Origin of the sequence: Saccharothrix longispora (assembly GCF_031455225.1) — a bacterium.
GTDB classification, from domain to species: domain Bacteria; phylum Actinomycetota; class Actinomycetes; order Mycobacteriales; family Pseudonocardiaceae; genus Actinosynnema; species Actinosynnema longispora.
The window spans coordinates 305432-327360 of record NZ_JAVDSG010000001.1; the positions used below are offsets into that span (position 1 = coordinate 305432).

The following is a 21929-nucleotide window of genomic DNA, read 5'->3' on the forward strand; positions in this document are numbered from 1 at the left end:
CGAACCGAGCCCGACGGCCCGTCCACGCGGTGGCTCCGGCGACCGCTGGGGGTCGACCCGCGCCGGGTCAGTCCCGGGCGTCGAGGAGGCCGGACTCCCACGCCCAGGCGGCGATCTCGACGCGGTTGCGGGCGCCCAGCTTCGCCTGGACCGCCGCCAAGTGCGTCTTCACCGTGCCGACCGTGACGTGCAGGGTGTGCGCGACCTCGGCGTTCGTGCGCCCGCGCGCCACCAGGAGGACCACGTCCAGCTCCCTCGGTGACAGCGGCACGGCGCGGGGTTCCCGGCGGCGGCCCGCCAGTTCCCGGAGCAGGCGCACGGTGATCGCCGGGCTCACCAGGGCCTCGCCCGAGGCGGCGGCCCGGATCGCCTCCACCAGGAGGGCCGCGCCGGAGGTCTTCAGCACGAAACCGGACGCCCCGTGGCGCAGGGCTTCGCGCACGTGGTCGTCGTCGTCGAACGTGGTGACGACGACGACCTTCGGGCCGCTGATCCGGCGCAGCGCCCCCAGGCCGTCCAGGCGGGGCATCCGGATGTCCATCAGCACCACGTCCGGCGCCAGGTCCCGAGCCAGGGCCACGGCCTCCACGCCGTCGACGGCCTCGCCCACCACCTCGATGTCCGGTTCGGCGGACAGGATCATGCGGAAGCCGGTGCGGACCATCGCCTGGTCGTCGGCGATGAGGACGGTGGTCGTCACGCTTCCTCCCCGACTCCGGCCCCGACCGGCAGGCCGGCCTCGACCACCCAGCCGCCGTGCGGGGCCGGGCCCGCGGACAGGGTGCCACCCGCCGCGGCGACGCGTTCGCGCAGGCCGCGCAGGCCGAAGCCGCCCGGCCTGCCTGGAACGGGGTGGCCGGGAACGGACCGGCCGTCGTCGGTCACGCGGATCGCGATGCCGTTCGCGGTGCGGTGGAGCGCCACGTCGACGGCGGTGGCGCCGCGCGCGTGCTCGCGCGCGTTGGTCAGCGCCTCCATCACCACGCGGTAGGCCGCCGTGGAGGCGGTGGGGTGCACGTCGGCGAACGGGCCGAGCAGGTCCAGGCCACCGGGGAGGCCCGACGTGCGGCGGAAGCGTTCCACCAGGGCCGGCACCTCGGCGAGCCCGGGCGCCCGGTCGTCGTCGCGCAACAGGCCCACCGCGCGGCGCATGGCGTCGACCGCCTCGGTGCCCGCCCGCTCGATCTCCCGGAGGGCGGGCAGCACCAGTTCGGGGTCGCGGCCGGCGACCGCCGCCGCGCCCTGGGCGTGCACCACGATCCCGGTGACGTGGTGGGCCACGAAGTCGTGCAGGTCGCGGGCGAACTCGGCGCGCTGGGCGGCGCGGGCGCGCTCCAGTTGCCGGGTCCGGGCCGCGGCGGTCAGGCGTGCCGCGAGGCCGGCTGTCGCGGCGAGCGCGACGCCGAGCACCAGCACCAGCACGCCCACCGCCGTGCGCAGGTCGTCCCCGTCGCCCCGCAGTGGCTGCACCAGGACGGACACCGCCAGGACGGGGGCGGTGACGGCGGTCCACCGGGGGTCCCCGCGCCACGTCAGCAGGCCGAGCACGCCCAGCAGGGCGGCGGTGGCGGACAGGGTGAAGGGCATTCCCGCCGTCTGGTCGTGCCTGGTCGCCCACCACGCGCCGGCCGCGCCCGCGGCCTGCGCCACCGCGAGCACGGGCAGACCTCGCGGGCCGGGCCGGTCGGCGCACAGGGCCACCGCCACCGCCGCCACGGCCCACGGCAGGCGCACACCGCCCTGACCGCTGAACTCGCCCAGCCACAGGTCGACCAGGCCCAGGGCCGCGAGCGCGCACGCGGCGGCCAGCCGGGGGACCGCCGCTCGGAGGAAGGACCGCACCCGGCCAGCGTAGGGACCGGGGCGTGGTCGCCGAATCCCTCGGGAGGAGGTCTGCCGAAAGGAGGAGGCGGGTGGGCGGGACCCGCCGGAGGGGGGAGGTCCGGGTGGCGCGCCCCGGCGCACCCTGGCGCCGGGATTCGACCAGGAGGTGTCGCAGGTGTGGGATGACGTCGGTTACGCGGGTGTCGGGATCGAGTCGTGGTACGTGCTCGTTCCCGCTCTCGCGCTGTGGGGCGCGGTGCTCGTGACGCGCGCGGTGCGCGGCCGGCCGGGGTGGACGGGGCGCCACCTGGTGCTCCGGGCGGTGGTCGGGGCGTACGTCGCGGGGGTCGTGCACTTCACGCTGTTCCCCGTCGACGTGCAGTGGGGTGCGTACGCCGACCGGGCGGCCTGGTATACGCAGGTCAACTGGGTCCCGCTGCTCACCGCGGACCTGCCGTCGTTCGCGCTGAACGTGGTGATGCCGGTGCCGTTCGGCGTGCTGCTGCCGCTGGTGTCGGCGCGGGCGGCGGGCGCGGGGCGGGTGGTGGTGTGGTCGCTGGCGCTCAGCGCGTCGATCGAGGTGGCGCAGCTGCTGGTCTACGTCGTGGCGGGGAGCGGGCGCAGCGTCGACGTCAACGACCTCCTCGCGAACGTGCTGGGCGGGGTGCTCGGGTACCTGCTGGGCAGGTCCCTGCCGGCGTTGCGGCGCGTCGCGCTGCCTGGTGCGGCGCCCGCCTGAGCCCGGGCGGCGCGGCGGCCGGCGTCGCCGCGCCGGCCCGCGTTCCGGGTAGGGGCAGGTCAACGGCCCCGTGAGGGAGGTCGGCGGCGGGTGGTTCGGCACGGATCGCAACCATCACTCAATGTTTCGTTGAAGTTTCGTTCAGTGACGGATACGCTTGCGATTCATCTGGGAGCGCTCCCAGAATTGATCACCGCCGCTCAATCACCCGAAGAGTGGAGGCTCATTCCATGCGTATGCGCAGTACCTCCAGGTCCGTCGTCAGGCGGGGCATCATCGCGCTGATCGCCAGCACGGTGGTCGGTCTGTTCATCACGGTGCCGACGGCCTCGGCGCACGGCACCATCGTCGGTCCCGCCACCCGCGCCTACCAGTGTTGGCAAGCCTGGGGCAGCCAGCACACGAACCCTGCCATGCAGCAGCAGGACCCCATGTGCTACCAGGCTTTCCAGGCCAACGCCGACACCATGTGGAACTGGATGAGCGCGCTGCGGGACGGGCTCCGGGGGAACTTCCAGGGCGCGACCCCCAACGGGCAGCTGTGCAGCAACGCCCTGTCGCGCAACAACGCCCTGAACACCCCCGGCAGGTGGCGGACCACCAGCGTCGGCAGCAGCTTCCAGATGCACCTGTACGACCAGGCCAGCCACGGTGCCGACTACTTCCGGGTCTACGTCAGCAAGCAGGGCTTCGACCCGACCACCCAGAGCCTCGGTTGGGGCAACCTGGACCTCGTCACCACGACCGGCAGGTTCGCCCCGGCCAAGGACATCAAGTTCAACGTCCAGACCAACGGCTCCTACCGGGGGCACCACGTCGTGTTCACGATCTGGCAGGCCTCGCACCTCGATCAGGCGTACATGTGGTGCAGTGACGTGAACTTCGGCTGAGAACCGGGCTCCGGCCCAGCACGGCGGAAGTGACCAGCCCGGCGTCGGCGGTACCGGCGCCGGGCTGGTCGTGTCCCGGGGTGCCGTGCGCGGGCCCCGGTCGGCTCACGGCAGCGCGGCGGGGTCCCCGGTCGGTCCGCCGAAGTCGCGCTCCAGGTACCTCGCCCAACTCGTCAGGTAGTGCGCGTCCCGGGCCTTGGTGCGGCTGTGCCGGTCGACCCACGCGGCCAGTTCCGCCAGGCCGCCGCGCAGGGGCTCGCCCTCGTCGCGGGCGATCGCCCGGTCCCACCAGAGGACGTGGACGCCGATCAGCTCGTGCAGCAGCGGGACGTCGACGACGCCCGCCACCCGCGCCGCGTTGACGCGCTCGAAGTACCGCAGCACCACGTTGGCGTCCCGGAGCGGCCTGCCGCGCTCCGGGGCGGCGTAGGCGGCGAACCCGTCGTCGGTGCGCAGCCGGTCGAGCGTGACGGGCTGGACGCCGCCCTCGGCGCGCGTCCCCTGGAGGCGGACGAGCAGGCGGACCCGGGCGGCCTGCACGTCGCCCGCGGTCAGCTCGGCGTGCAGGCCCAACGCCCGGTCGACCTTGCGGCTGTGGGTGTCCGCGAGGAGCGTGCCGGCGCCGAAGACCAGCGCGACGGTGACGCCCAGCGCCTGCACGCCCGTGGCCAGCGCCTGGTACTGGTCCGCGTCCAGGAACCGGATCGGCACGACGAGCAGGGTCGCGGTGGCCGCGGTGAGGGCGACCGCTACCCGCGAGAGGCTGCGCTGCACGGTTCTCGCTCCCGGGTGGTGGCGGGTGGGGTCGAGTATCGGGGATCGCCCCCGGCGCCGGGGGTGGAACGGCCGTAGCCGTAGCACCCGCCGCACCGCGCCGCGCACCCCACCCCCGCGGCCGGCGCGCGCGGACGGGACCTGCACCCTTGTGCCAGGCCCTGGTTGTCCCGGCGGGGGTCCACACCACTACCGAGGATCGACACGTGACGCTTCCCTACGAACCCGACGACGACCAGGCCGCCGACCGCTTCATCAACCTCGCGCTGCGCAGCCGCGACGAGGAGACGTGGCGGCTGCTGGCCTCCGACGACCGCGTCGAGCAGACCGACCGGGTGCTGCGGGCGATGCTCGACCGGATCGCGGCGACGCGCACGCACCGCACGGCCGAGCGCGCCACCGCGCGGGCGCGGGCGTCCGCCGGCGAGATCACCCAGGCCGAGTACCAGCGCGACGCGGCCGAGGAGGCTGCCCGGGCCACCAAGACCGCCCACTTCGAGACGCTGGTGCGCGAGCACCACCGGCTGATCGCGGCGGCGGTGCGGCGGTTGCGCGGTGACGACGTCCGCGACGAGCTGATGGACCTGGTGCTCGTCCTCGGGTCCGCCGTCGACGCCCACCGGTCCGCCGTGCTCGCCGGCGGTGGCGAACCCACCGCGGCGGACCTGGCGCTGTGGGAGCGGCTCGCCGCGCTCGACGTGCCGGGCACGCCCGACGGCGAGGGGCGCACGTCGGTGGAGGACCTGGTCAAGCGCCACGGGGACCGGCAGGACGACCTCGGGCGCGTGCTGGCCGGGATCATCCTGGAGGTGGCCGGCGAGGCGACGTCGGTGCCGCGCTCCGCGCTGCTGGCCGAGTGGAAGAGGGTGGTCGCCCCGACCCTGGACACCGGGCAGAGGGGCGAGTTCGCGGCCAAGGGCAAGGGCTCGCTGGTGACCGAGAGGCTGCGCAAGACGATGGGGCACCTGGAGCGCAAGGGCCTGGTCAAGCGCTCCGGGCCGCCGGACGCGCAGCGGCTCGACCTGCTCGACCGGCCCGGCCTGGAGGAACTGGCCGGCTGAGCGCGCTCCGGCCGGGGTGCCCGGGGGTGCGGTGACCGGCTCGCCGGTGCCGCCGGGGACGAGCAGGATGGCGGACATGCGACGCACCGCCCTGCTCGTCGCCGCGATCGCGGCCCTGTCCTCCGTGCCCGCGCCGGCCTCGGCCGACCAGCGGCCGGCCCACCCCGTGCGGACGACCGATGCGACGTACTACAACGGCGCCACCACACCCGGCGCCGACCCGCACGTGCTGTTCGACCGCGCGAGCGGGTACTACTACGCCTACTCCACGGAGGGGGCCGACCCCGGCCACCACTTCGCCGTCCACCGCTCGCCCGACCTCGCCACCTGGGAGCACCTGCCCGGTGGCGCGTTGCGGGCCGGGCAGGACGGGGACTGGGCGCACGACTGGTTCTGGGCGCCCGAGGTCTACCACAACCCGGCGACCGGCCTGTACTTCCTGTTCTACGCGGCCAGGATGAACCGCGGCGTGGCCGAGCACTTCCGCTACGCGGACTTCGAGGAGCCGTGCAAGGTGGGCGTCGCCGTGTCGCGCTCGCCGGCCGGGCCGTTCCGCGACATCGTCGAGGCGCCGCTCGACTACCACCCGTACGACCCGGGGTACCACGACGTCAACCTGATCATGGACGCCGAGCAGAAGAAGCCGCCCGCCACGCAGGCGGAGGGCCGGACCGCCCCGCTCGGCACGTACATCCCGTACATCGACCCGAACGTGTTCTTCGACGCCGACGGTCGCACGTACCTGTACTTCTCCCGCAACGCCTACCGGAACTGGGTGTGGGACGACGACCTCGGCAAGTACGTCGAGGAGTCCAACATCTACGCCGTCGAGCTGACCGGTGACTGGTGGCACGACCCCACCGGCCGCACCATGCCGACCATCGCGCCCGCCTACCGCGACACCAACCTGGCGCCGGGCGACCCGGCCGGCACCCGCAAGGACGGCTACGTCCCGATCGTCGCCTACGGCTCCGACAAGCAGGCGTGGGAGAACGCGCACGTGGACGACTACGCGAGGTCGGGCGGCGAGAAGAAGGACCGCCGGTGGGCCGAGGGGTCGACCACGATCAGGACCGTCGACGGGCAGGGCAACCCCCGCTACCACCTGACCTACTCGGCCAACAACTACGAGAACGAGTTCTACGGCGTCGGCCACGCGACGGCGGACGGCCCGCTCGGCCCGTGGCGCAAGAGCCCCGCGAACCCGGTGCTGTCCCAGGACCCGGCGAAGGGCCTGTACTCGACCGGGCACGGCGGCGTCATCGGCTCGCCGGACGGCGAGGAGCTGTACTACGTGCACCACGGGAGGCCGTCGACCACGTCCTCGCGGGCGCTCTACACCTCGCGCCTGCACCTCGGCGACGACCTGTCGATCGACGCGTCCACCTCCGACGAGCCGCTGCCGTCCGGCGTCGGGCCGCTGCGGCTGCGGGCCGACGACCGGGTGCTGCGGGTTCGCCCGGGCGGTTCCGCGACCACCGCGGTCCACACGACCGGTGCCCGCGGCGCGGCGTTCGCCCTGGCGAACCCGCAGAACCGCGTCCGCGCCGAGCTGTGGCCCGCCGACGCGGGCACCGTCGTCGTGCGGGGCGACCGGGTCACGGTCACCGCGCACCGCCCCGCCCGGCTCACCGTGGTCTACCAGCGCCGACTGGCCGACGGCGGCTATCGCGACGTGGCCAACACCGGACGGCGCCACAGCTCGCCCGTGCGGGTCACGATCCCGGTGGTGGTCCGCCCCTGAGCGATCGCGGACCGCGGTTGTCCGCGATGGGTGGCACCGTGGCCACCTGAACGCGACGAGCACCACGAACGGAGCACAGCGATGAGCCGCCACGTCCAGGTCACCTTCGACGCCCACGACCCGAGGGCGCTGTCGTCCTTCTGGCGCGACGCCCTCGGCTACGTCCACCCCGGCCCGCCCGGGGTGGAGCTGCCCGAGGGCGCGGACCCGCTGGTCGCGTGGGACGACTTCCTCGCGCGGATCGGCGTGCCGGAGGAGCAGCGCAACACGCGGTCGGCCATCGAGGACCCGGAGGGGCACGGGCCGCGGGTGTTCTTCCAGCGGGTGCCGGAGGACAAGGTCGCGAAGAACCGGGTCCACCTCGACGTCCGCGCGGCCCCCGGGCTCCAAGGGGCCGAGCGGATGGCGGCGCTGGAGGCGGAGTGCGACCGGCTCGTCGGGCTGGGCGCGAAGCGGGTGTCCCGCCACGAGCCCGCCCCGCCGATGAACGCCGGCTCCATCGTGATGACCGACCCCGAGGGAAACGAGTTCTGCCTGGACTGACGTGTCCGGTCAGGGCGCGCGGTGCGCCTCGGTGGGCAGGTGACCGGTGCGGACGAGGCGGTCGGCGACGTCGTGCAGCTTGGTGTTGCCGTACTGGCTGGAGCGCACGAGCACGGCGAACGCCTGGTTGGCGCTGAGCTTGTGGCGTTCCATCAGGATGCCCTTGGCCTGGCCGATCAGGTCGCGGGTGCGCATGGCCTCGGTCAGCTGCTCCTCGCGCCGCGCGGCGGCCAGGGCGACCGCGGCGTGGGTGGCGAACAGCTGCCCGACGTGCACCGACTCCTGGTCGAACGCGCCCGGCTCGGGCGAGTAGAGGGTGAGCGCGCCCAGGTCCTCGGCACTGACGAACAAGTGGAACGACAGCACGCTCAGCACGCCCAGCCCACCGGCCCTCGCGGCGAACGCGGGCCACCGGGTCTCGGCGCGCAGGTCGGGCACGGTGACGGTGAGGTGCCGGTGCAACGAGTCCAGGCCGGGCCCCTGGCCGACGTCGCACTGGACCCGCTCGACCAGGTCGACGAGGTTCGAGGTCCGCGCGACCGTGCGCACCGCGCCCTCGTCGACGACCATCACGATCCCGGCGTGCCGGGCGCCGGGGATCGCCCGCACCGCCGCGCGCACCACCTCGTCCAGGGTGTCCTGGGCGTTGTCCTGGTCCTGGAGCGCCCGGGCGATCCGGCCCAGCCGCACGGCGACCTCGTCACACCGACCGCCGCCCGGGGCGTCCGCCCCCTGCGGTCGCCGGTCCACGCCCTGGCCGGTCATCGCGCCCTCCCGTCGTACCGACCCCGTCCACCGGACATGAAACCGCACCCGTCGCGGTGGGGCACGCCCATCTCGGCCGCCTCGGCCACCACGCCGGCGGGGTGACCGCCCGTGTGGTGGACCTCGACGGCCGCGCGCGTCTCGGGGACGTCGTCGACGCAGGTCGGCGGCCTGTCGGGGCGTGTGCAGGGGGTCGGCCGCCGCCGGCGGTCAGCGCAGCACCCGGATGAGGGTCACCCCGTCGCGCAGCGGTAGCAGCACCTGCTCGAACGCCGGGTGCGCGGCCACCCGCGCGTTGAACTCCGCGACGGCCGCGCCCTGCGGCGACCGGCGCGCGGCGTCGAGGTAGACCTCGCCCTGGTACAGGGTGTTGTCCACGACCACCACGGCGCCGGGTGCGAGCAGCCCCCGGCGGTGGGCCACGTCGAGGTAGTCCCAGTACTGGGTCTTGTCCGCGTCGACGAAGGCGAGGTCGAACACCTCGCCCGCGTCGGCGAGCCGGTCCAGCGTCGCCAGCGCGGGTCCCTCCACCAGGGTGATCCGGTCGCACCCGGCGAACGCCTCGCGGGCGACCCCCGCCGCGCGCGGGTCGGCCTCGCACGTGACCACGCGGCCGTCGGCGGGCAGCGCCTCGGCCATCGCGAGCGCCGAGTAGCCGGTGAACGTGCCGATCTCCAGCACCCGGCGCGCCCCCGTCACGGCGACCAGGAACCGCAGCAGCTGCCCCTCCACGTGACCGGACAGCATCTCCGGCTCCAGGGTCGCCACGGCGCCCTCGGTCCCGGCCCACACGTGCCCGGTGGTCCGCCGGTTCAGCGCCGCCAGCCGCTCGGACTCGGGCGTGGTCATCGCGGACAGGTAGTCGTCCAGCCCCGAGGCGAGCGCGCGGGCGCGGTCCAGGCGCGGGGACGGCCGCTCCCGGTCGAGCGACTCCAGCTCGTGGGCCAGGATCGACAGCGGGGTCACCGGCCGCATCACGCCCACCTCGCGTCGCGCAGGTACATGTCCGACCCACCACCACCGCCGGGGAAGCCGCTGCACCGCGCCCGGTGCCTGCCCACCGCCTCGGCCAGCAGCGAGTCCTCGACCTCCGCCAGGTAGTCGCACCTGCCCAGGCCGTCGCGCGGGGCCACCACCCACAGCGCCGAGCCGCCGCGCTTGCGCCGCACCGTCTCCTGCGCCGCCCGCATCAGCGCCAGGTCCTCGATCACCGGGTGGTGCACGGCCAGGCCCAGGTCCCGGCACAGCGCCAGCAGCGCGTCCCGGCCGTCCTCGTCCAACCAGCCCACCAGGGTGGCCAGCGTGGCGGTGAACGCCATCTCCACCGCCACCGCGTGACCGTGCAGCAGCCCCGCGACCGGCTCGAACTTCGTGCTCCAGGTGTGCCCGTAGGCGTGCGGGCGGTCCTGCCGCGTCTCGAACATGTTGGTGCCCTCGTGCCGCATGTACGCGTAGAGGGAGCGGAACAGCACCTCGTCGGCGACCGCCGCGAGCTCCGGGTCGTCGCCGGTGGTGGCGAACCGCGTGGCCAGCAGCGCGCGACCGTGCCGCTGGAGGAGGCCGAACAGCACCTCGTCGTCGACGGCGGCCATCTTCACGATCTCCGCCACGCCGTGCCGCAGGTGCTCGGGCGCCAGGGTGCGGAACAGCGCGCGGTCCACCAGCGTGAGCACCGGCGGGTGGTAGGCGCCCAGGGCGTTCTTCATCAGGGTGCCGTTGACGCACGTGCGCGGGGACGGTCCCGCGTCGATCGCCGAGACGATGCTGGTGCCGATCATGACGTAGGGGGTGCGCCGGTTGAGCAGGGCGCACGCCAGGCCCGCCGTGTCGGTGAGCACGCCGCCGCCGACGACCAGCACCGGTTCGCCGCGCGCGACGTCGCACCCGTCGCTGCCCAGGAACGCCGCCATGCGGCACACCGTGTCGAGCGTCTTGTCCTCCTCCAGCGCCCGGAACACCTCGACCGCCAACGGGATGCCGTGCTCGGCGAAGTACGCGCGCAGCGCGTCGCCGTGCAGGCGGTCGACGGTGGCGTCCACGAGGGCCACGCACCGCCCGGCGGGCGCGTACACCTCGGCCAGGTCGGGTGTCGCGGGGTCGAACACGCGGTCCACCAGCCGCACCTCGGCGCGCAGGCTGAAGGTGGCGTCGACGGTCAACGAGCGCCCTCCGGCGTCGTGCCGGATGCGCCCCGACCCGTCGTAGTGGGCGGAGGTGGCGTACCCGTCGGCGTGTCGCAAGGCCGTCATCGAATGCCCTTTCGGTGTCACACGAGCTTCCCGGTGGCCCAGTTGACGCGCTCCCACCGCTTGCCCCCGACCAGTGCGCGCAGCACCAGCACGGGGAGCTGCACGTGGTGCATCACCAGGAAGGGCAGGGGGTCCCGCCAGTCGAACACGGCGTCCTTGCCGCGCCGGAGGTCGCGCAGCCACGTCCGCAGCTCCCGCCGCCGCAGCACCTGCCGCAGCCTGCCCAGTTCCGCGCCCAGCCAGTGCACCGGCCGCGAGCCGGGCAGCGGGCGGACGACGTGGTCGGGCGCCGGGGAGGTGGGCGCCGGGGAGGTGGGTACGGGGGAGGTGGGCACGGGGTCCAGGTAGGCCGCGGCGAGGTCCGGGCTGTCGTGGAAGGCGACCAGCGCCGAGTGCGGCCGGGGATTGCACTCGATGGGGCGGGGCACGCCGTCCCCGTCGAGGATGAAGTCGAACGACACCTGACCGTCGAGCCGGTGCGCGGCGACGAAGTCGCGCACCCACCGCCAGATCGCGGGCACCTCGACGTGGCGGTAGTTCAGCTGGAGCGGGGAGGACTCCGAGCACGTGTACGCGGTGATCCGGCCCGCGCGGCACGTCGTGTGCGCGCAGTACTCGCGGCCGGTGGCGCGTCGTTGCAGCACCCACGGCCGGTCCGGGCCGATCGGCAGGTCGCCGGGGACCGCCGCCGGGTCGGCCACCACGACCACGCGGTGGTCGGCCGCCATGGACGTCCACTCCGGCGGTTTGAGCACGTACTCGCCGCCCGCGAAGTCGACGTCGCGCAGCTGCCGCACGTCGGTGACCCGGCGCGTGTCCAGGGCCGGCAGGCCCGCGTCGCGCACCAGTCCGGCGAAGTCCGCCTTGTCGTTGAGCAGGCGGTGCGTGCGCGGGTCGTTGGCGAGGACCGCGCAGTGCTCGGCGAGGACGGGGACGGCGTCGGAGGTGGGCTGTGCGCGGCCCGGTTCGTCGATGACCGGCACGACCGCGTCCACGTCCTCGGCCCGGATCACCGCGACGAGGTCCCGGACGTAACCGGCGGGGTCCGTGCCGGGGTCGGCGACCAGGTGGAACGCGCAGGCGGCGCGGGAGAACCGCAGCGGCCCCCAGCGGTGCCGGGGGATCGACACGGCCACCACGCGGTGCCCCGCCTCGTGGAACTTCCTGGCCAGCAGGAGGCTCTTGGTCATGTGCGTGGTGGTGATCAGCACCGTCGTCCGGCGCCCGCACGGCGGGCGTGGCGCCAGCAGGTGCGCCACGCCGCACACCAACCCCGTCACCGGGGCGGTGACGACCAGCGCGGCCAGCAGCGCGGCGCCGCGCGCACCGGTCGAGGACGACGTCACCGGACCACCTCCCGAAACATGCTGTTCAGGCTGCCCGGGAGGGATACCGACAACCGCCGTGCCGGTCGATTCACCTGGACGTGTCGGTGGCGGTCACGCACCGGTGTCGTGAGCCGTCGCCCGCTGGGCGGGGCCGGCCCGGTCAGCCGCGCGGGGTGCTCCCGGCCCGGGACGAGCACCGCGCACGCCTGCACGCCGCCGGGCCCGCGGCTGAGCGGATGAACGTCATGCCCTGGCGGCGGATCGGGTGCAGGTGGACCCTCGGATCCCCGGTGCGCGGTGCGCAACGAGGTCGTCCGGCGGGACGTCGCAGGCGCGTGACAGCGGCGGCAGCAGGTCCAGGGTCGCGTCCACCGCCGGGCCGATCGCCTTCCTCCGGCCCCGACCGCCGGTGGTCACCCGCCGCGGACGACGTCGTCGACGAAGCGCTCGGCCACGTCGCGGACCTTGACGTTCTCCTGCTGGGAGCGCTCGACCAGCATCGCGAACGCCTCGTCCGCGCCGATCCGGTGCACGGCCATGACGATGCCCTTGGCCTGGTCGATGACCGCCCGCGAGGTCAGTGCCCGCCGCACCTGGTCCACCTGCCCGCGGGCGCGCAGGTAGTGGCGGGCGTTCCGGAGCGCCGCCTCGACGGCGGTGGTGCAGACCTCCGCCAGGGCCACGTCGAGCTTCCCGAACCCGCTCCGCGCGCCGTAGAGGTTGAGCGAGCCGAGCCGGTCCTCGTCGGTGCGCAGCGGGACCGACAGGAAGCCGGTGACGCCGGACTGCCCGGCCTCCGCGCCGAACGCCGGCCACCGGCCGGGCACCTCCGCCGCGATCACCCGCTGGACCCGCCCCGTCCGGGCGGCCTCCAGGCAGGGACCCTCCCCGGCGCGGTACTGCGCGAGGTCCAGCTCCAGGGCGAGCCGGTCGGTCGCCGCGCCGGTCTCCGGACCGCGTTCGCCCGGCAGGGTCACGCTGACCGCGTCCGCGTCCGGGACGGCCCGGGGCACCTCCCGGCAGATCCGGTCGAGGACGGCCGGCAGGTCCTCCTCCTCGTGCGGCGCGAGGAGGAGCGTCCCCAGCGCGCCGGCGACGTCGCCGAGCCGGCGGACCAGTCCTTCCACGACGTCGTCCCCGACCCCGCCCCACCGCCCGCCCACGAACCCCGCCTCCCCGGCCGCACCCCGGTGCCGCCGTCCGACCTCGACCACGGGACCTACTTGCCCCCACGAGCGCGTCCTCACACCACCTGGTGGGAGTATTTCCGGGTCGTCGCCCGGCCCGTCCGCGACTCGGGTCCGGTGCTCGCCGGGAGCGGCGGGCGGCGTCAGGCGGACACCAGGCGCAGCGCCGTGACCGCCTCGTCCACCGTCGCGTACAGCGGGAGCACCGCGTCGACCTGGCTCATCCGCAGGGGGCGCAGCACGCAGCGCGTGTCCGCGACGACGGCGAACGGCACGCCCAGCCTGCCGGCCCGGTGGTGGGCGTTGACGAGCAGCGCGATGCCCGCCGATCCCAGGAACCCGACCGCGCGCAGGTCCAGCACGACCGCGGTCGGTCGTGCGTCCAGCACGGCGTCGACCTCGGACGCGACGGGACGGCACGTTTCCGCGTCCAGGTCGCCGGACACGGCCAGCAAAGGGGTGCCGCGGCGCAGTTCGGTGACTGCCACGCGGCGTGGGGTCTGCTCGTTCACGTCGGCTCTCCTCGCGATCGGGAGGCCGCGGGCGCGTCACCCGGGCGCGCTGTTCGACCCGGGTGGAATCCCGCAGCCGTGGGCTCGGGCCGGAATGCGCTCACCGCGCACCCGTCGCACGTCACTACCCCTCGGCCTTCCCGCCAAACGCCGCGGGTCGGGCGTGCCGCCGTGCCCCGTGTGGTTGAACGGCCGGCGGGCGGGAATGCGTACGGGGCAGGCCCCACACGCACGGAAGGCGACACGGCATGGCGGAAGACCAGTACGACGAGAGCACCGCGCAACGGCACCCGGAGCCGGAGCAGCAGGAGGGGCAGGAGCAGGCGCACCCGGGCACCGGCGAGGCCATGGACCCGCCGCCCGACCACGGTGAGGACAGCTACCGGGGCAGCGGTCGGCTGGAGGGGCGCCGGGCCGTCATCACCGGCGGCGACTCCGGGATCGGGCGTGCGGTGGCCATCGCGTTCGCCCGCGAGGGGGCCGACCTGCTGCTGTCCTACCTGGAGGAGGAGCAGGAGGACGCCGAGCGCACCGCCGAGCTGGTGCGGGAGGCGGGGCGGAAGGTCGTGCTGGTGCCCGGCGACATCCGCGACGAGGCGCACTGCGGGCACGTCGTCGAGCGGGCGGTGGCCGAGCTGGGCGGCATCGACGTGCTGGTGAACAACGCCGCCTACCAGATGGCGCAGGAGGACGGGCTGCTCGGCATCACCACCGAGCAGTTCGACCGGGTGCTCAAGACCAACCTCTACGCGATGTTCTGGCTGTGCAAGGCGGCCGTGCCGCACATGCCCAAGGGTTCGTCGATCATCAACACCTCGTCGATCCAGGCGTTCCAGCCCTCACCGGAGCTGCTGGACTACGCCGCGACGAAGGGGGCGATCGTCAACTTCACCAAGGGGCTGTCGCAGTACCTCGCGGACAAGGGCATCCGGGTCAACTCGGTCGCCCCGGGGCCCGTGTGGACGCCGCTGATCCCGGCCACCATGCCCGCCGAGAAGGTCGACTCCTTCGGCGAGCAGACGCCGATGGGCCGGGCCGCCCAGCCCTCCGAGCTGGCCCCCGCGTACGTCTTCTTCGCCTCGTCCGAGTCGAGCTACGTCACCGGCGAGGTGCTGGGCGTGACGGGTGGCCAGCTGCTGACCTGAGTCGGTCCCCCGCCCACCGGACCCGCCCGACCGTGCCGGTCGGGCGGGTCCGGTGCGTCCGGGTCACCGCGCGTGGCGGGTGACGTGCAGGCACGCCGCCACCATCAGCGCCACGACGCCCGCGAAGACGAGCGGGAGCTGCGTCATCGCGCCCAGCACGACGGAGCAGACCCCCAGCAGGGCGAGGCACGCGCGCGCCGCGCCGCGACGCACCGGCCGCGCCGCGACGGCCTGGCCGGCCAGGGTCGCGGCGAGCACGGGGTCGTTGCGCTCGAACCAGCGCTCGATCCCGCGGAGTTGGCGGCGTTCGTCCCTGGGGTTCATCACGTCTCCGACCGGTGGGGGTCGCCGACTGTTCGACGTGCCGGCGGAGTTGCCCGGACCACGCGGTCGAAACCACCTCGTCGTGCTCCGCGCGCAGTGCGTTTGCCCGCACCCGGAAGTGGTATTCCGGGGCCCCGGAGGCGGCCTCGGACGAGACCGTCGACCGGGCCCCGGTCGGTCGAACAGTGTGCCGACGAACTCCGTGCGACTCCCTCGGCGCCGCGGTCGCGGTGCGCGGCAGCGCTGTGCGGGAAGTGCGCGGAACACCACTGATCGATGAGGACGGCATGATCGACGAGATGGGCGTGGTCTCCCCGCCGACCCTCGGCGTCGAGGAGGACTTCCTGGTGGTCGACCCGGGCAGCGGCCTGCCGCTCCCCGCGGCGGCGGACGTGATCGACCTGGCCAACCGGTTCGGCGCGGACCTGCGCCCGGAGCTGACGCGCGCCCAGGTGGAGGGCGGCACGCCGGTGTGCCGCGGCATGCGCGAGGTGCGCGGGCACCTCCTGTCCACGCGGTCGCTGGCCGCGGCGGCCGCCTCGCGCGTCGGGGGGCAGCTGCTCGCGGTGGGCGTGCCGCCGGTCGGGCCGCCGGCACAGGAGCTGACGGACGACGACCGCCACCGGGGCCTCGGCCGGCACTACGGGATGCTCGCCGCCGAGCACGGGGTGTGCGGGGCACGCGTGCACGTGGCGGTGCCCGACCGGGAGACGGCCGTGCAGGTGTGCAACCACTTGCGCCCGTGGCTGCCGGTGCTGCTGGCGCTGACCGCGAACTCGCCGATCCACCAGGGCGTGGACACGGGGTACGCGAGCTGGCGCTCGGTGCTGTGCGGTCGGTGGGCCTGCTCGGGCGCGCCGCCCTACTTCACGTCGGTGGAGCACTACGACGCCGTGGTCGGGATGGTGGTCGGCAGCGGGGCGGCGCCCGACGCGGGGACGGTCTTCTGGGACGTGCGGCCCTCGGAGCACGTGGCCGCCGTCGAGGTCCGGGTGTCCGACGTGCCCGCCACCGTGGACGAGTCGGTGCTGCTCGCCATCCTGGTGCGCGCCCTGGTCGTCACCGCCGTGCAGGCCGTCGAGCGGGGCGAGTCGGCCCTGCCGGTCTGCGAGCAGGCGCTGCGCGCGGCCTACTGGCGCGCCGCCCACGACGGCATCGAGGGCGACGGGCTCGACCTGTTCAGCAGTCGTCGCGTCCCGGCCGCCGACCTGCTGCGCCGGCTGGTCCGCCACGTCCGCCCGGTGCTGTGCCGGACCGGGGAGCTGCGCGCGGTCAACGCCCTGGTGACCAAGGTCTTCCACGGCGGCAACGGCGCGGTGCGGCAGCTGCGGGCGTTCCGGCGGCGCGGTCGGCTGGAGGACGTGGTGGAGGTCCTGACCCGCGACACCGTCCTGGACTTCGCGCCGGGGACCGCGGCGTGACCGCGTGCCGCCCGGTCACGCGGCGGTGAACTCCAGCGCCGTCCTCCCCTCCGCCACGGGGCCGGAGCGCCGGAGCACCAGGCCGCGGTCGGCGGCGAGCGCGGCCGGCTCGTCGACCGTCCTCTCGCGCCCGCCGAAGCACATCAGCATGAACAGGTCGATCGCGGTGCCCGCGCCCCGGCCCCGCAGCGGTTCGATCACCACCACGGTGCCGCCGGGTGCGACGGCCCGGCGGCACCCGGCCAGGATCGCGCGGGCGGCGTCGTCGTCCCAGTCGTGCAGGACGTCGGACAGCAGGCAGGCGTCGGCCCCGGTGGGCAGCGGGTCGAAGAAGCTGCCGGGGACGGCGCCGGCCCGGTCGTCCAGCCCGTCCGCCGCGAACCGGTCGGCCGCGGCGGCGGCCGCCGGGGGCAGGTCCACGACCCGGCCGCGCAGGCGGGGGTGGGCGCGCAGGATCGCGGCGAGCACGCTCCCGTCGCCGCCGCCGACGTCCAGGACCTCGGTGAAGCGGCCCCGGTCGAAGCGCTCGGCGATCTGCGCCCCCTGCACCCGGAACCGCCACCGCATCTGGGCGTCGAACGAGCGCCGCAGCTCCGGTGCGGCGTCGATGTCCGCCCAGAAGTCCCGCCCGTAGCGGCGCGGGTAGGCGGGGGAACCCGTGGTGATCGTGTCGAGCAGGTCCACGAACGCGAGTTCGGCGCGCCCGCCCGCGCGGTTGATGTCGAGCAGCGGCTTGACCCCCTCCGGGGCGTCCTCGCCCATCTGGGCCCCGAGGGCCGTGGGCCGGTAGCGGTCCCCGTCGAGGGCGAAGACGCCGACCTCCACCAGGTGGTCGAGCAGGCGCCGCAGCGCCGGCGCGGAGGCCCCGGCCCCGGACGCGAGCCGCTCCGCCGTCGCACCGCCGCTGCCCGCGTGCTCCACCAGGTCGAGGGTGGCGGCCACCCGGATCGCCATCGGGGTCGCCAGGTCCGCCATGTCCGTGATCGAACGTGAGGTCATCACCCGAACCTGGCCAGGCGTCGCGGCCGGGTCGTGCCGGCCGGGGACGCCGCGCACATCCACCCGCCGGCCGGGGCGGTGGGCGTGGACGTGGCGTTGGCCGACTCGGTCGACCTGGGCTGGAAACCGGCCGCCACCGTGCTCGGCCGCGCCCCCGAGGGCCTGCTGGACAGCTACCACCGGGAGCGGCACGAGGTGGGCGCGCGCGTGCCGCGGACCAGCCGGGCGCAGGCGCTCCTCGGGCGGCGCTCACCGGAGTCGGACCCCGTCCGCGACCTGTTCCGCGAACTCCGCGAGCTGCCGGAGGTCGGCGCCCACCTGGCCGAGTCGGTCATCGGGGTGAGCACCCGGTACGACCCGGGTCTCCCCGGCGCCCACCCGTGGCTGGTCCGCCCCGACGGCCACACCGCGTGGGTCTCCGCGACCACCGACCCGCAGCCCGTCGACACCCCTCGCCCCCGCCTAATCCACCTGGTCCGGCGCCCCGGCCGGCGGTCGCCCGCGCTGAGCCGGACGGGTGCCGGTCCGCGCCGGCGCATGAGAAGTGCGCCGACCGGGAAGACAATGCGTGCGGTGGGTGTCCGGGGCCTCCGGCCGCCCGTCGCGGTTCGCGAGGAGGCGATGTGGTGACCGGCAGTGAGCACCGAGGAGGACACGTCGAACAGTTGCGGGTGGAGCACGCGGACCGGGACGAGGCGGTCGTCCTCAGCGTGCACGGCGAGGTGGACGGCACGAACGCGCCCGTGCTGCACGAGGGGTTGACCGCCGCCTTCGCCGCGGCGGCGGCGAGGACCGTGCCGGTGGTGGTCGACCTGACCGACGTGCCCTTCTTCGCGTCGAGCGGCATGGCGCTGCTGGTAGAGCACCACAAGCTCGGCGCCCGCCGGGCCACGCCGCTGCGCGTGGTCGCGCCGGCGCGCAGCCCCCTCCGCGCGCTGCGCGCCGCCCGGCTCGACCAGGTGCTCGACCTCTACCCCGACCTCCCGGCCGCCCTCGCCGGGTGATCGCGGCCCGTGTCCGCGCCGTCCCGGGGACGACGCCGGCCCCGTGGGCGGGCCACCCTGGTGGGCGGGCGGGTCGTCCGCCGGCGGGTGCGGGAGGCCGACACGGCCCTCCGCCCGAACCGCGCCGTGTTCGACGACCTGTCCGCCGCGCAGCGCCGAATTCCGTCGAGGACGGGGGCTGCCGCGTCGATCACCGACACCCGGGCGCACCCGGTTCGTCGTCGGCCGCGACCGCCCGGGTTCCGCTAGCCTGGGTCGATGAGACGTGGACCGGCGATCGGGTTCGGGGTCCTGCTGATCCTGGTCGGTGCGCTGTGGACCGGCCAGGGACTCGGGTACGTCGGGGGAAGCTTCATGACCGGGCAGAAGCTGTGGACCGCGATCGGGCTGCTGTGCGTGGTCGGCGGGGGCGCCCTGGTGCTCGCGCTGCTGCGCAAGCGGTGACCCGCCGCCAGGCGGTTCGTGCCGGATCGGAGTGCTCGCGAGCGGAGGGGTGCCGCGACGCACTCGATCGTGGGTGGCAGGACGACCTCTGTCGTCGTCGGTGGTGGGGCCGGGTCAGCCGGTGACCCGTGTCGGGGGCCGCAGGTCCAGCCACATGACGCGGAGGCCGACGTCCCCCAGGACGGGGTGGCGGAAAGCCCCCGGCGCCACACCCAGGGTGCTGAACCCGAGGCTTTCGTAGAGGCCGACCGCGGCCCTGTTCGTGTCGACGACAGCGTTGAACTGGATCGCCGCGAATCCGCTGCCACGCGCCCAGGTGATCATGTCGGTGGTGAGGGCCCGCCCCACACCCGTGCCCCGTGCGTGCTCGGCGACCATCACGCTGCCGGACGCGACGTGGCTTCCGGGGCCCGGCCGGTTGGCGTACATGTTCGCGGTACCCAGCACCCGGTCGGCATCGGCAGCGACCACCACCCTGGCCGGTGCGGCCAACAGCCACGTGCGCTTGGCGTCGTGCTCGCTCATACCCGGGTCGTAGGCGAACGTCCGCTGCTCGGTGATGACGTCGTGCACGATCGGCCACATCCGCGGCCAGTCCTCGTCACGTGCCTCGCGGACCGCGAAGTCCGGCCCCGCAGGGCGCTCTGGGTCAGCCATGTCGCCGGCTGCCGGAACCCGTGCCTGCGACGAGGTCGGTGAGTGACCGCACCCCCTGATCCTGCCCGTGCCGCGCCCGCACCACCACCCGATTCACGCACGCGGCACTCCCGACGCACCGATCTCCCGTGCCGGGCAGTTCGGCCTTGCGCCACGCCGGGCGTGGTCGCGACGGCAGCCGGGCACCACGCCGGCCGACCACCACGCCCGACGGCCGACGCGAACGCCCAGCCGCGCACCCCGCCTCGGAGCGGGGCTAGGCGATGCCGGCGGCGATCAGCTGCCGCCAGATCTCGCCCTGGTCCACGACCTCGACGCCGAGCTTCTCGGCCTTGGTGAGCTTGCTCGCGCCCACGTCGGCACCGGTGACGAGGTAGTCGGTGCTGGCCGACACGGAGGTGGCGGTGGTCGCGCCGGCCTTCTCGCACAGGCGCTGGAAGGTGGGGCGGGGGACCTTCTCGCCCGAGCGCGGGTCGCTGATCGCGCCGGTGACCACGACCGTCTTGCCGGCCAGGGGCGCGTCGGAGGCGACCACCGGGGGGAGGTCCTCCTCGCGCACGTCGAGGGACACCCCTCGTTCGCGCAGGCGTTCGAGTTCCGGGCGCAGCCGGGTGAGGTGCTCGATCAGGGAGGCGGCGACCCTCGGGCCGATGTCCTCCACGGCCACGAGGTCGTCCTCGCCGGCGTCGGCCACCTCCTCCAGCGAGCCGAAACCCGCTCGGCACAGGCGGGTGGCGGTCCCCTCGGACGCCATCGGGATCGCGAAACCGATCAGCGCCCGGCGCAGCCCCACCTGGCGGCTCGCGGCGATCGACTCGATCATGCGCGTGGCCGAGGTCTCCTTGATGCGGTCGAACTCCAGGAGCTGTTCCTTGGTCAGGGTGTAGAAGTCCGAGGGGTTCTCCAGCAGGCCGGCTTCGGCGAGCCGTTCGATCCACACCGGACCGACCGCCTCGATGTCCGCCGCCGCGCGCGAGGCCCAGTGGATCAGCCGGCGCACGGTCTGCGCGGGGCAGGCGGCGTTGGTGCAGAACAACTCCCGGCTGTTGCCCTGCTCGGTCAGCTCGTGCCCGCACGACGGGCACGTGGTGGGCGGCACGATGTCGCGTTCCGCGCCGGTGCGCTTGGACTCGTCCAGCACGCCCGCGACGAACGGGATCACGTCGCCCGCGCGCCGCACCAGCACCGTGTCGCCGATCTTGATTCCGCGCGCCCGGATGACCTCCTGGTTGGCCAGGGTGGCGCGGGTGACCGTCGTGCCGCCCACGAACACCGGTTCCAGCCACGCCACCGGGGCGATCTTGCCGGTCTTGCCGACGTCCCAGACCACGTCGGTGAGCACGGTGGTCTTCTCCTCGGCGGCGAACTTGAACGCCAGCGCGCCGCGCGGCGAGTTCGACCGGACCCCGGCGGCGGCGAACGCGTCCCGGTTGGCCAGCCGCAGCACGGCGCCGTCCAGGTCGTAGTCCAGTTCGTTGCGCTGCGCCTCGATCTCGGAGATCACCGCCTGCGCGGCCTCCGCGTCGGTGCGGTGCCGCATGTCCGCCACGTCGAAGCCGAGCGCGCGCAGGCCCTGCTCCAGGTCGGCGGCGGTCGCGTCGGCGGAGGTGTCGAGGTCGAAGGCGAAGAACTGCAGGCGCCTCCCGGCGACGGTGGCCGGGTCCTTGGCGCGCAGGGTGCCCGCGGCGGCGTTGCGGGGGTTGATCAGCGGCTTGTCGGGGTGCGCGGCGTTGTAGGCGGTGAACGTGGAGCGCAGCATCACGGCCTCGCCGCGCACCTCGACCCGACCCGGCGCGTCGATGCGGTCCGGGATGCCGTCGGCCAGCGCCCGCACCAGGAACGTCACGTCGTCGCCCGTCGTGCCGTCGCCCCGGGTCACGGCGCGGGCCAGCCGGCCGTCCTCGTAGACCAGGGCCAGCGACAGGCCGTCCAGCTTCGGCATGACCACCACGGGCTGGCCGGGGAAGCGGTCGAAGAACGCGGCGACCTGCTCGGGCTTCGTCGCCTTCTCCAGGGACAGCATGGGGCGCGAGTGCCGGATCGGCGCGTGCAGCACCGACGGCGCGCCCACCTGCTCCAGCGGGTTCGGGTCGGGCGCCAGCTCCGGGTTCGCCTCGACCAGACCTCGCAGCTCGTCCTCGATCGCGTCGTACTCCGCGTCCGCCACCAGCGGAGAACCGCGGTAGTAGGCGTCACGCAGCACGACGATCTGGTCGGCGAGTTCCCGGATGCGCTCCTGAGCGTTCACGGCGCGAACGCTACCGGTGGCCACCGACAACCGGTGGACGCGCGGTCGGCGTCGCCCGATGGGGGTAGCGC

General features: G+C 74.6%; 23 protein-coding genes. 10 read left to right on the forward strand and 13 right to left on the reverse strand.

The window, feature by feature from the left end:
- Positions 1 to 67: 67 nt before the first annotated feature.
- Together J2S66_RS01270 and J2S66_RS01275 are read right to left on the reverse strand one after the other, a co-directional pair.
- Positions 68 to 700, reverse strand: a complete 633-nt coding sequence (locus tag J2S66_RS01270) for a response regulator (RefSeq protein ID WP_310302653.1) — start codon at positions 698 to 700, stop codon at positions 68 to 70.
- Complete coding sequence (locus tag J2S66_RS01275) at positions 697 to 1842, reverse strand: sensor histidine kinase (RefSeq protein WP_310302656.1); 1146 nt, start codon at positions 1840 to 1842, stop codon at positions 697 to 699. Before J2S66_RS01275 ends, J2S66_RS01270 begins: the two co-directional genes overlap by 4 nt.
- Before the next feature lie 157 nt (positions 1843 to 1999).
- Between J2S66_RS01275 and J2S66_RS01280 the strand changes: the two genes are divergently transcribed.
- Positions 2000 to 2563 (forward strand): VanZ family protein, encoded by a 564-nt coding sequence (locus tag J2S66_RS01280; protein WP_310302659.1) that lies wholly within the window; start codon positions 2000 to 2002, stop codon positions 2561 to 2563.
- A 230-nt stretch (positions 2564 to 2793) separates the two neighbouring features.
- Entirely contained in the window at positions 2794 to 3453 is a 660-nt protein-coding gene (locus J2S66_RS01285; protein WP_310302662.1) for a lytic polysaccharide monooxygenase auxiliary activity family 9 protein, read from the forward strand.
- A 105-nt stretch (positions 3454 to 3558) separates the two neighbouring features.
- On the opposite strand, the gene J2S66_RS01290 is transcribed toward J2S66_RS01285, so the two are convergent.
- Complete coding sequence (locus tag J2S66_RS01290) at positions 3559 to 4227, reverse strand: hypothetical protein (protein WP_310302665.1); 669 nt, start codon at positions 4225 to 4227, stop codon at positions 3559 to 3561.
- A gap of 206 nt (positions 4228 to 4433) precedes the next feature.
- On the opposite strand from J2S66_RS01290, the gene J2S66_RS01295 reads away from it, so the two are divergent.
- The 3 genes from J2S66_RS01295 to J2S66_RS01305 all read left to right on the forward strand — a co-directional run bounded on the left by J2S66_RS01295 (position 4434) and on the right by J2S66_RS01305 (position 7575).
- The gene (locus J2S66_RS01295; RefSeq protein ID WP_310302667.1) at positions 4434 to 5288 is read left to right on the forward strand and encodes a hypothetical protein; all 855 of its coding nucleotides are present in this window, start codon (positions 4434 to 4436) and stop codon (positions 5286 to 5288) included.
- A 76-nt stretch (positions 5289 to 5364) separates the two neighbouring features.
- Positions 5365 to 7032 (forward strand): family 43 glycosylhydrolase, encoded by a 1668-nt coding sequence (locus tag J2S66_RS01300; RefSeq protein WP_310302670.1) that lies wholly within the window; start codon positions 5365 to 5367, stop codon positions 7030 to 7032.
- Positions 7033 to 7113: 81 nt separating this feature from the next.
- Positions 7114 to 7575 carry a VOC family protein gene (locus tag J2S66_RS01305; RefSeq protein WP_310302673.1) on the forward strand — a complete coding sequence of 154 codons (462 nt, stop codon included), beginning with the start codon at positions 7114 to 7116 and terminating at the stop codon, positions 7573 to 7575.
- 9 nt (positions 7576 to 7584) lie between these two features.
- Here J2S66_RS01305 and J2S66_RS01310 read toward each other — a convergent pair whose 3' ends face one another.
- From J2S66_RS01310 to J2S66_RS01340, 6 genes are all read right to left on the reverse strand, one after another.
- A complete protein-coding gene (locus J2S66_RS01310) occupies positions 7585 to 8340 on the reverse strand; it encodes a GAF and ANTAR domain-containing protein (RefSeq protein WP_310302675.1) in 756 nt (251 codons plus the stop codon).
- A gap of 210 nt (positions 8341 to 8550) precedes the next feature.
- Entirely contained in the window at positions 8551 to 9315 is a 765-nt protein-coding gene (locus J2S66_RS01315) for an O-methyltransferase (RefSeq protein ID WP_310302678.1), read from the reverse strand.
- The gene (locus J2S66_RS01320) at positions 9315 to 10589 is read right to left on the reverse strand and encodes a 3-dehydroquinate synthase family protein (protein ID WP_310302681.1); all 1275 of its coding nucleotides are present in this window, start codon (positions 10587 to 10589) and stop codon (positions 9315 to 9317) included. The genes J2S66_RS01315 and J2S66_RS01320 overlap by 1 nt, the downstream gene beginning before the upstream one ends.
- A 17-nt stretch (positions 10590 to 10606) precedes the next feature.
- Complete coding sequence (locus J2S66_RS01325; protein WP_310302684.1) at positions 10607 to 11935, reverse strand: ATP-grasp domain-containing protein; 1329 nt, start codon at positions 11933 to 11935, stop codon at positions 10607 to 10609.
- A gap of 395 nt (positions 11936 to 12330) precedes the next feature.
- Positions 12331 to 13131, reverse strand: a complete 801-nt coding sequence (locus J2S66_RS01335) for an ANTAR domain-containing response regulator (protein WP_310302687.1) — start codon at positions 13129 to 13131, stop codon at positions 12331 to 12333.
- A gap of 116 nt (positions 13132 to 13247) precedes the next feature.
- On the reverse strand, positions 13248 to 13616 hold the full coding sequence (locus J2S66_RS01340) for an STAS domain-containing protein (RefSeq protein ID WP_310302689.1): 369 nt from the start codon (positions 13614 to 13616) through the stop codon (positions 13248 to 13250).
- Positions 13617 to 13864: 248 nt separating this feature from the next.
- Between J2S66_RS01340 and J2S66_RS01345 the strand changes: the two genes are divergently transcribed.
- Positions 13865 to 14761: an SDR family oxidoreductase gene (locus J2S66_RS01345; protein ID WP_310302691.1), complete on the forward strand. Its 897-nt coding sequence runs from the start codon at positions 13865 to 13867 to the stop codon at positions 14759 to 14761.
- Positions 14762 to 14824: 63 nt separating this feature from the next.
- On the opposite strand, the gene J2S66_RS01350 is transcribed toward J2S66_RS01345, so the two are convergent.
- Positions 14825 to 15085, reverse strand: coding sequence for a DUF3040 domain-containing protein (locus J2S66_RS01350; protein WP_310302695.1), 261 nt, complete (start codon positions 15083 to 15085; stop codon positions 14825 to 14827).
- Between the two features lie 287 nt (positions 15086 to 15372).
- Between J2S66_RS01350 and J2S66_RS01355 the strand changes: the two genes are divergently transcribed.
- On the forward strand, positions 15373 to 16506 hold the full coding sequence (locus J2S66_RS01355; RefSeq protein WP_310302698.1) for a carboxylate-amine ligase: 1134 nt from the start codon (positions 15373 to 15375) through the stop codon (positions 16504 to 16506).
- A 15-nt stretch (positions 16507 to 16521) separates the two neighbouring features.
- Here J2S66_RS01355 and J2S66_RS01360 read toward each other — a convergent pair whose 3' ends face one another.
- On the reverse strand, positions 16522 to 17505 hold the full coding sequence (locus J2S66_RS01360) for a methyltransferase (protein ID WP_310302703.1): 984 nt from the start codon (positions 17503 to 17505) through the stop codon (positions 16522 to 16524).
- A 9-nt stretch (positions 17506 to 17514) separates the two neighbouring features.
- On the opposite strand from J2S66_RS01360, the gene J2S66_RS01365 reads away from it, so the two are divergent.
- The 3 genes from J2S66_RS01365 (at position 17515) to J2S66_RS01375 (ending at position 18953) form a co-directional block, all read left to right on the forward strand.
- Entirely contained in the window at positions 17515 to 18135 is a 621-nt protein-coding gene (locus tag J2S66_RS01365) for an FAD-dependent monooxygenase (protein WP_310314597.1), read from the forward strand.
- Positions 18132 to 18509 carry an STAS domain-containing protein gene (locus tag J2S66_RS01370; RefSeq protein ID WP_310302706.1) on the forward strand — a complete coding sequence of 126 codons (378 nt, stop codon included), beginning with the start codon at positions 18132 to 18134 and terminating at the stop codon, positions 18507 to 18509. The genes J2S66_RS01365 and J2S66_RS01370 overlap by 4 nt, the downstream gene beginning before the upstream one ends.
- A gap of 258 nt (positions 18510 to 18767) precedes the next feature.
- Positions 18768 to 18953 carry a hypothetical protein gene (locus J2S66_RS01375; protein ID WP_310302709.1) on the forward strand — a complete coding sequence of 62 codons (186 nt, stop codon included), beginning with the start codon at positions 18768 to 18770 and terminating at the stop codon, positions 18951 to 18953.
- Between the two features lie 114 nt (positions 18954 to 19067).
- Here J2S66_RS01375 and J2S66_RS01380 read toward each other — a convergent pair whose 3' ends face one another.
- The gene (locus tag J2S66_RS01380; protein ID WP_310302714.1) at positions 19068 to 19610 is read right to left on the reverse strand and encodes a GNAT family N-acetyltransferase; all 543 of its coding nucleotides are present in this window, start codon (positions 19608 to 19610) and stop codon (positions 19068 to 19070) included.
- Positions 19611 to 19866: 256 nt separating this feature from the next.
- Positions 19867 to 21858: an NAD-dependent DNA ligase LigA gene (ligA, locus tag J2S66_RS01385; protein ID WP_310302716.1), complete on the reverse strand. Its 1992-nt coding sequence runs from the start codon at positions 21856 to 21858 to the stop codon at positions 19867 to 19869.
- Positions 21859 to 21929: the final 71 nt, after the last annotated feature.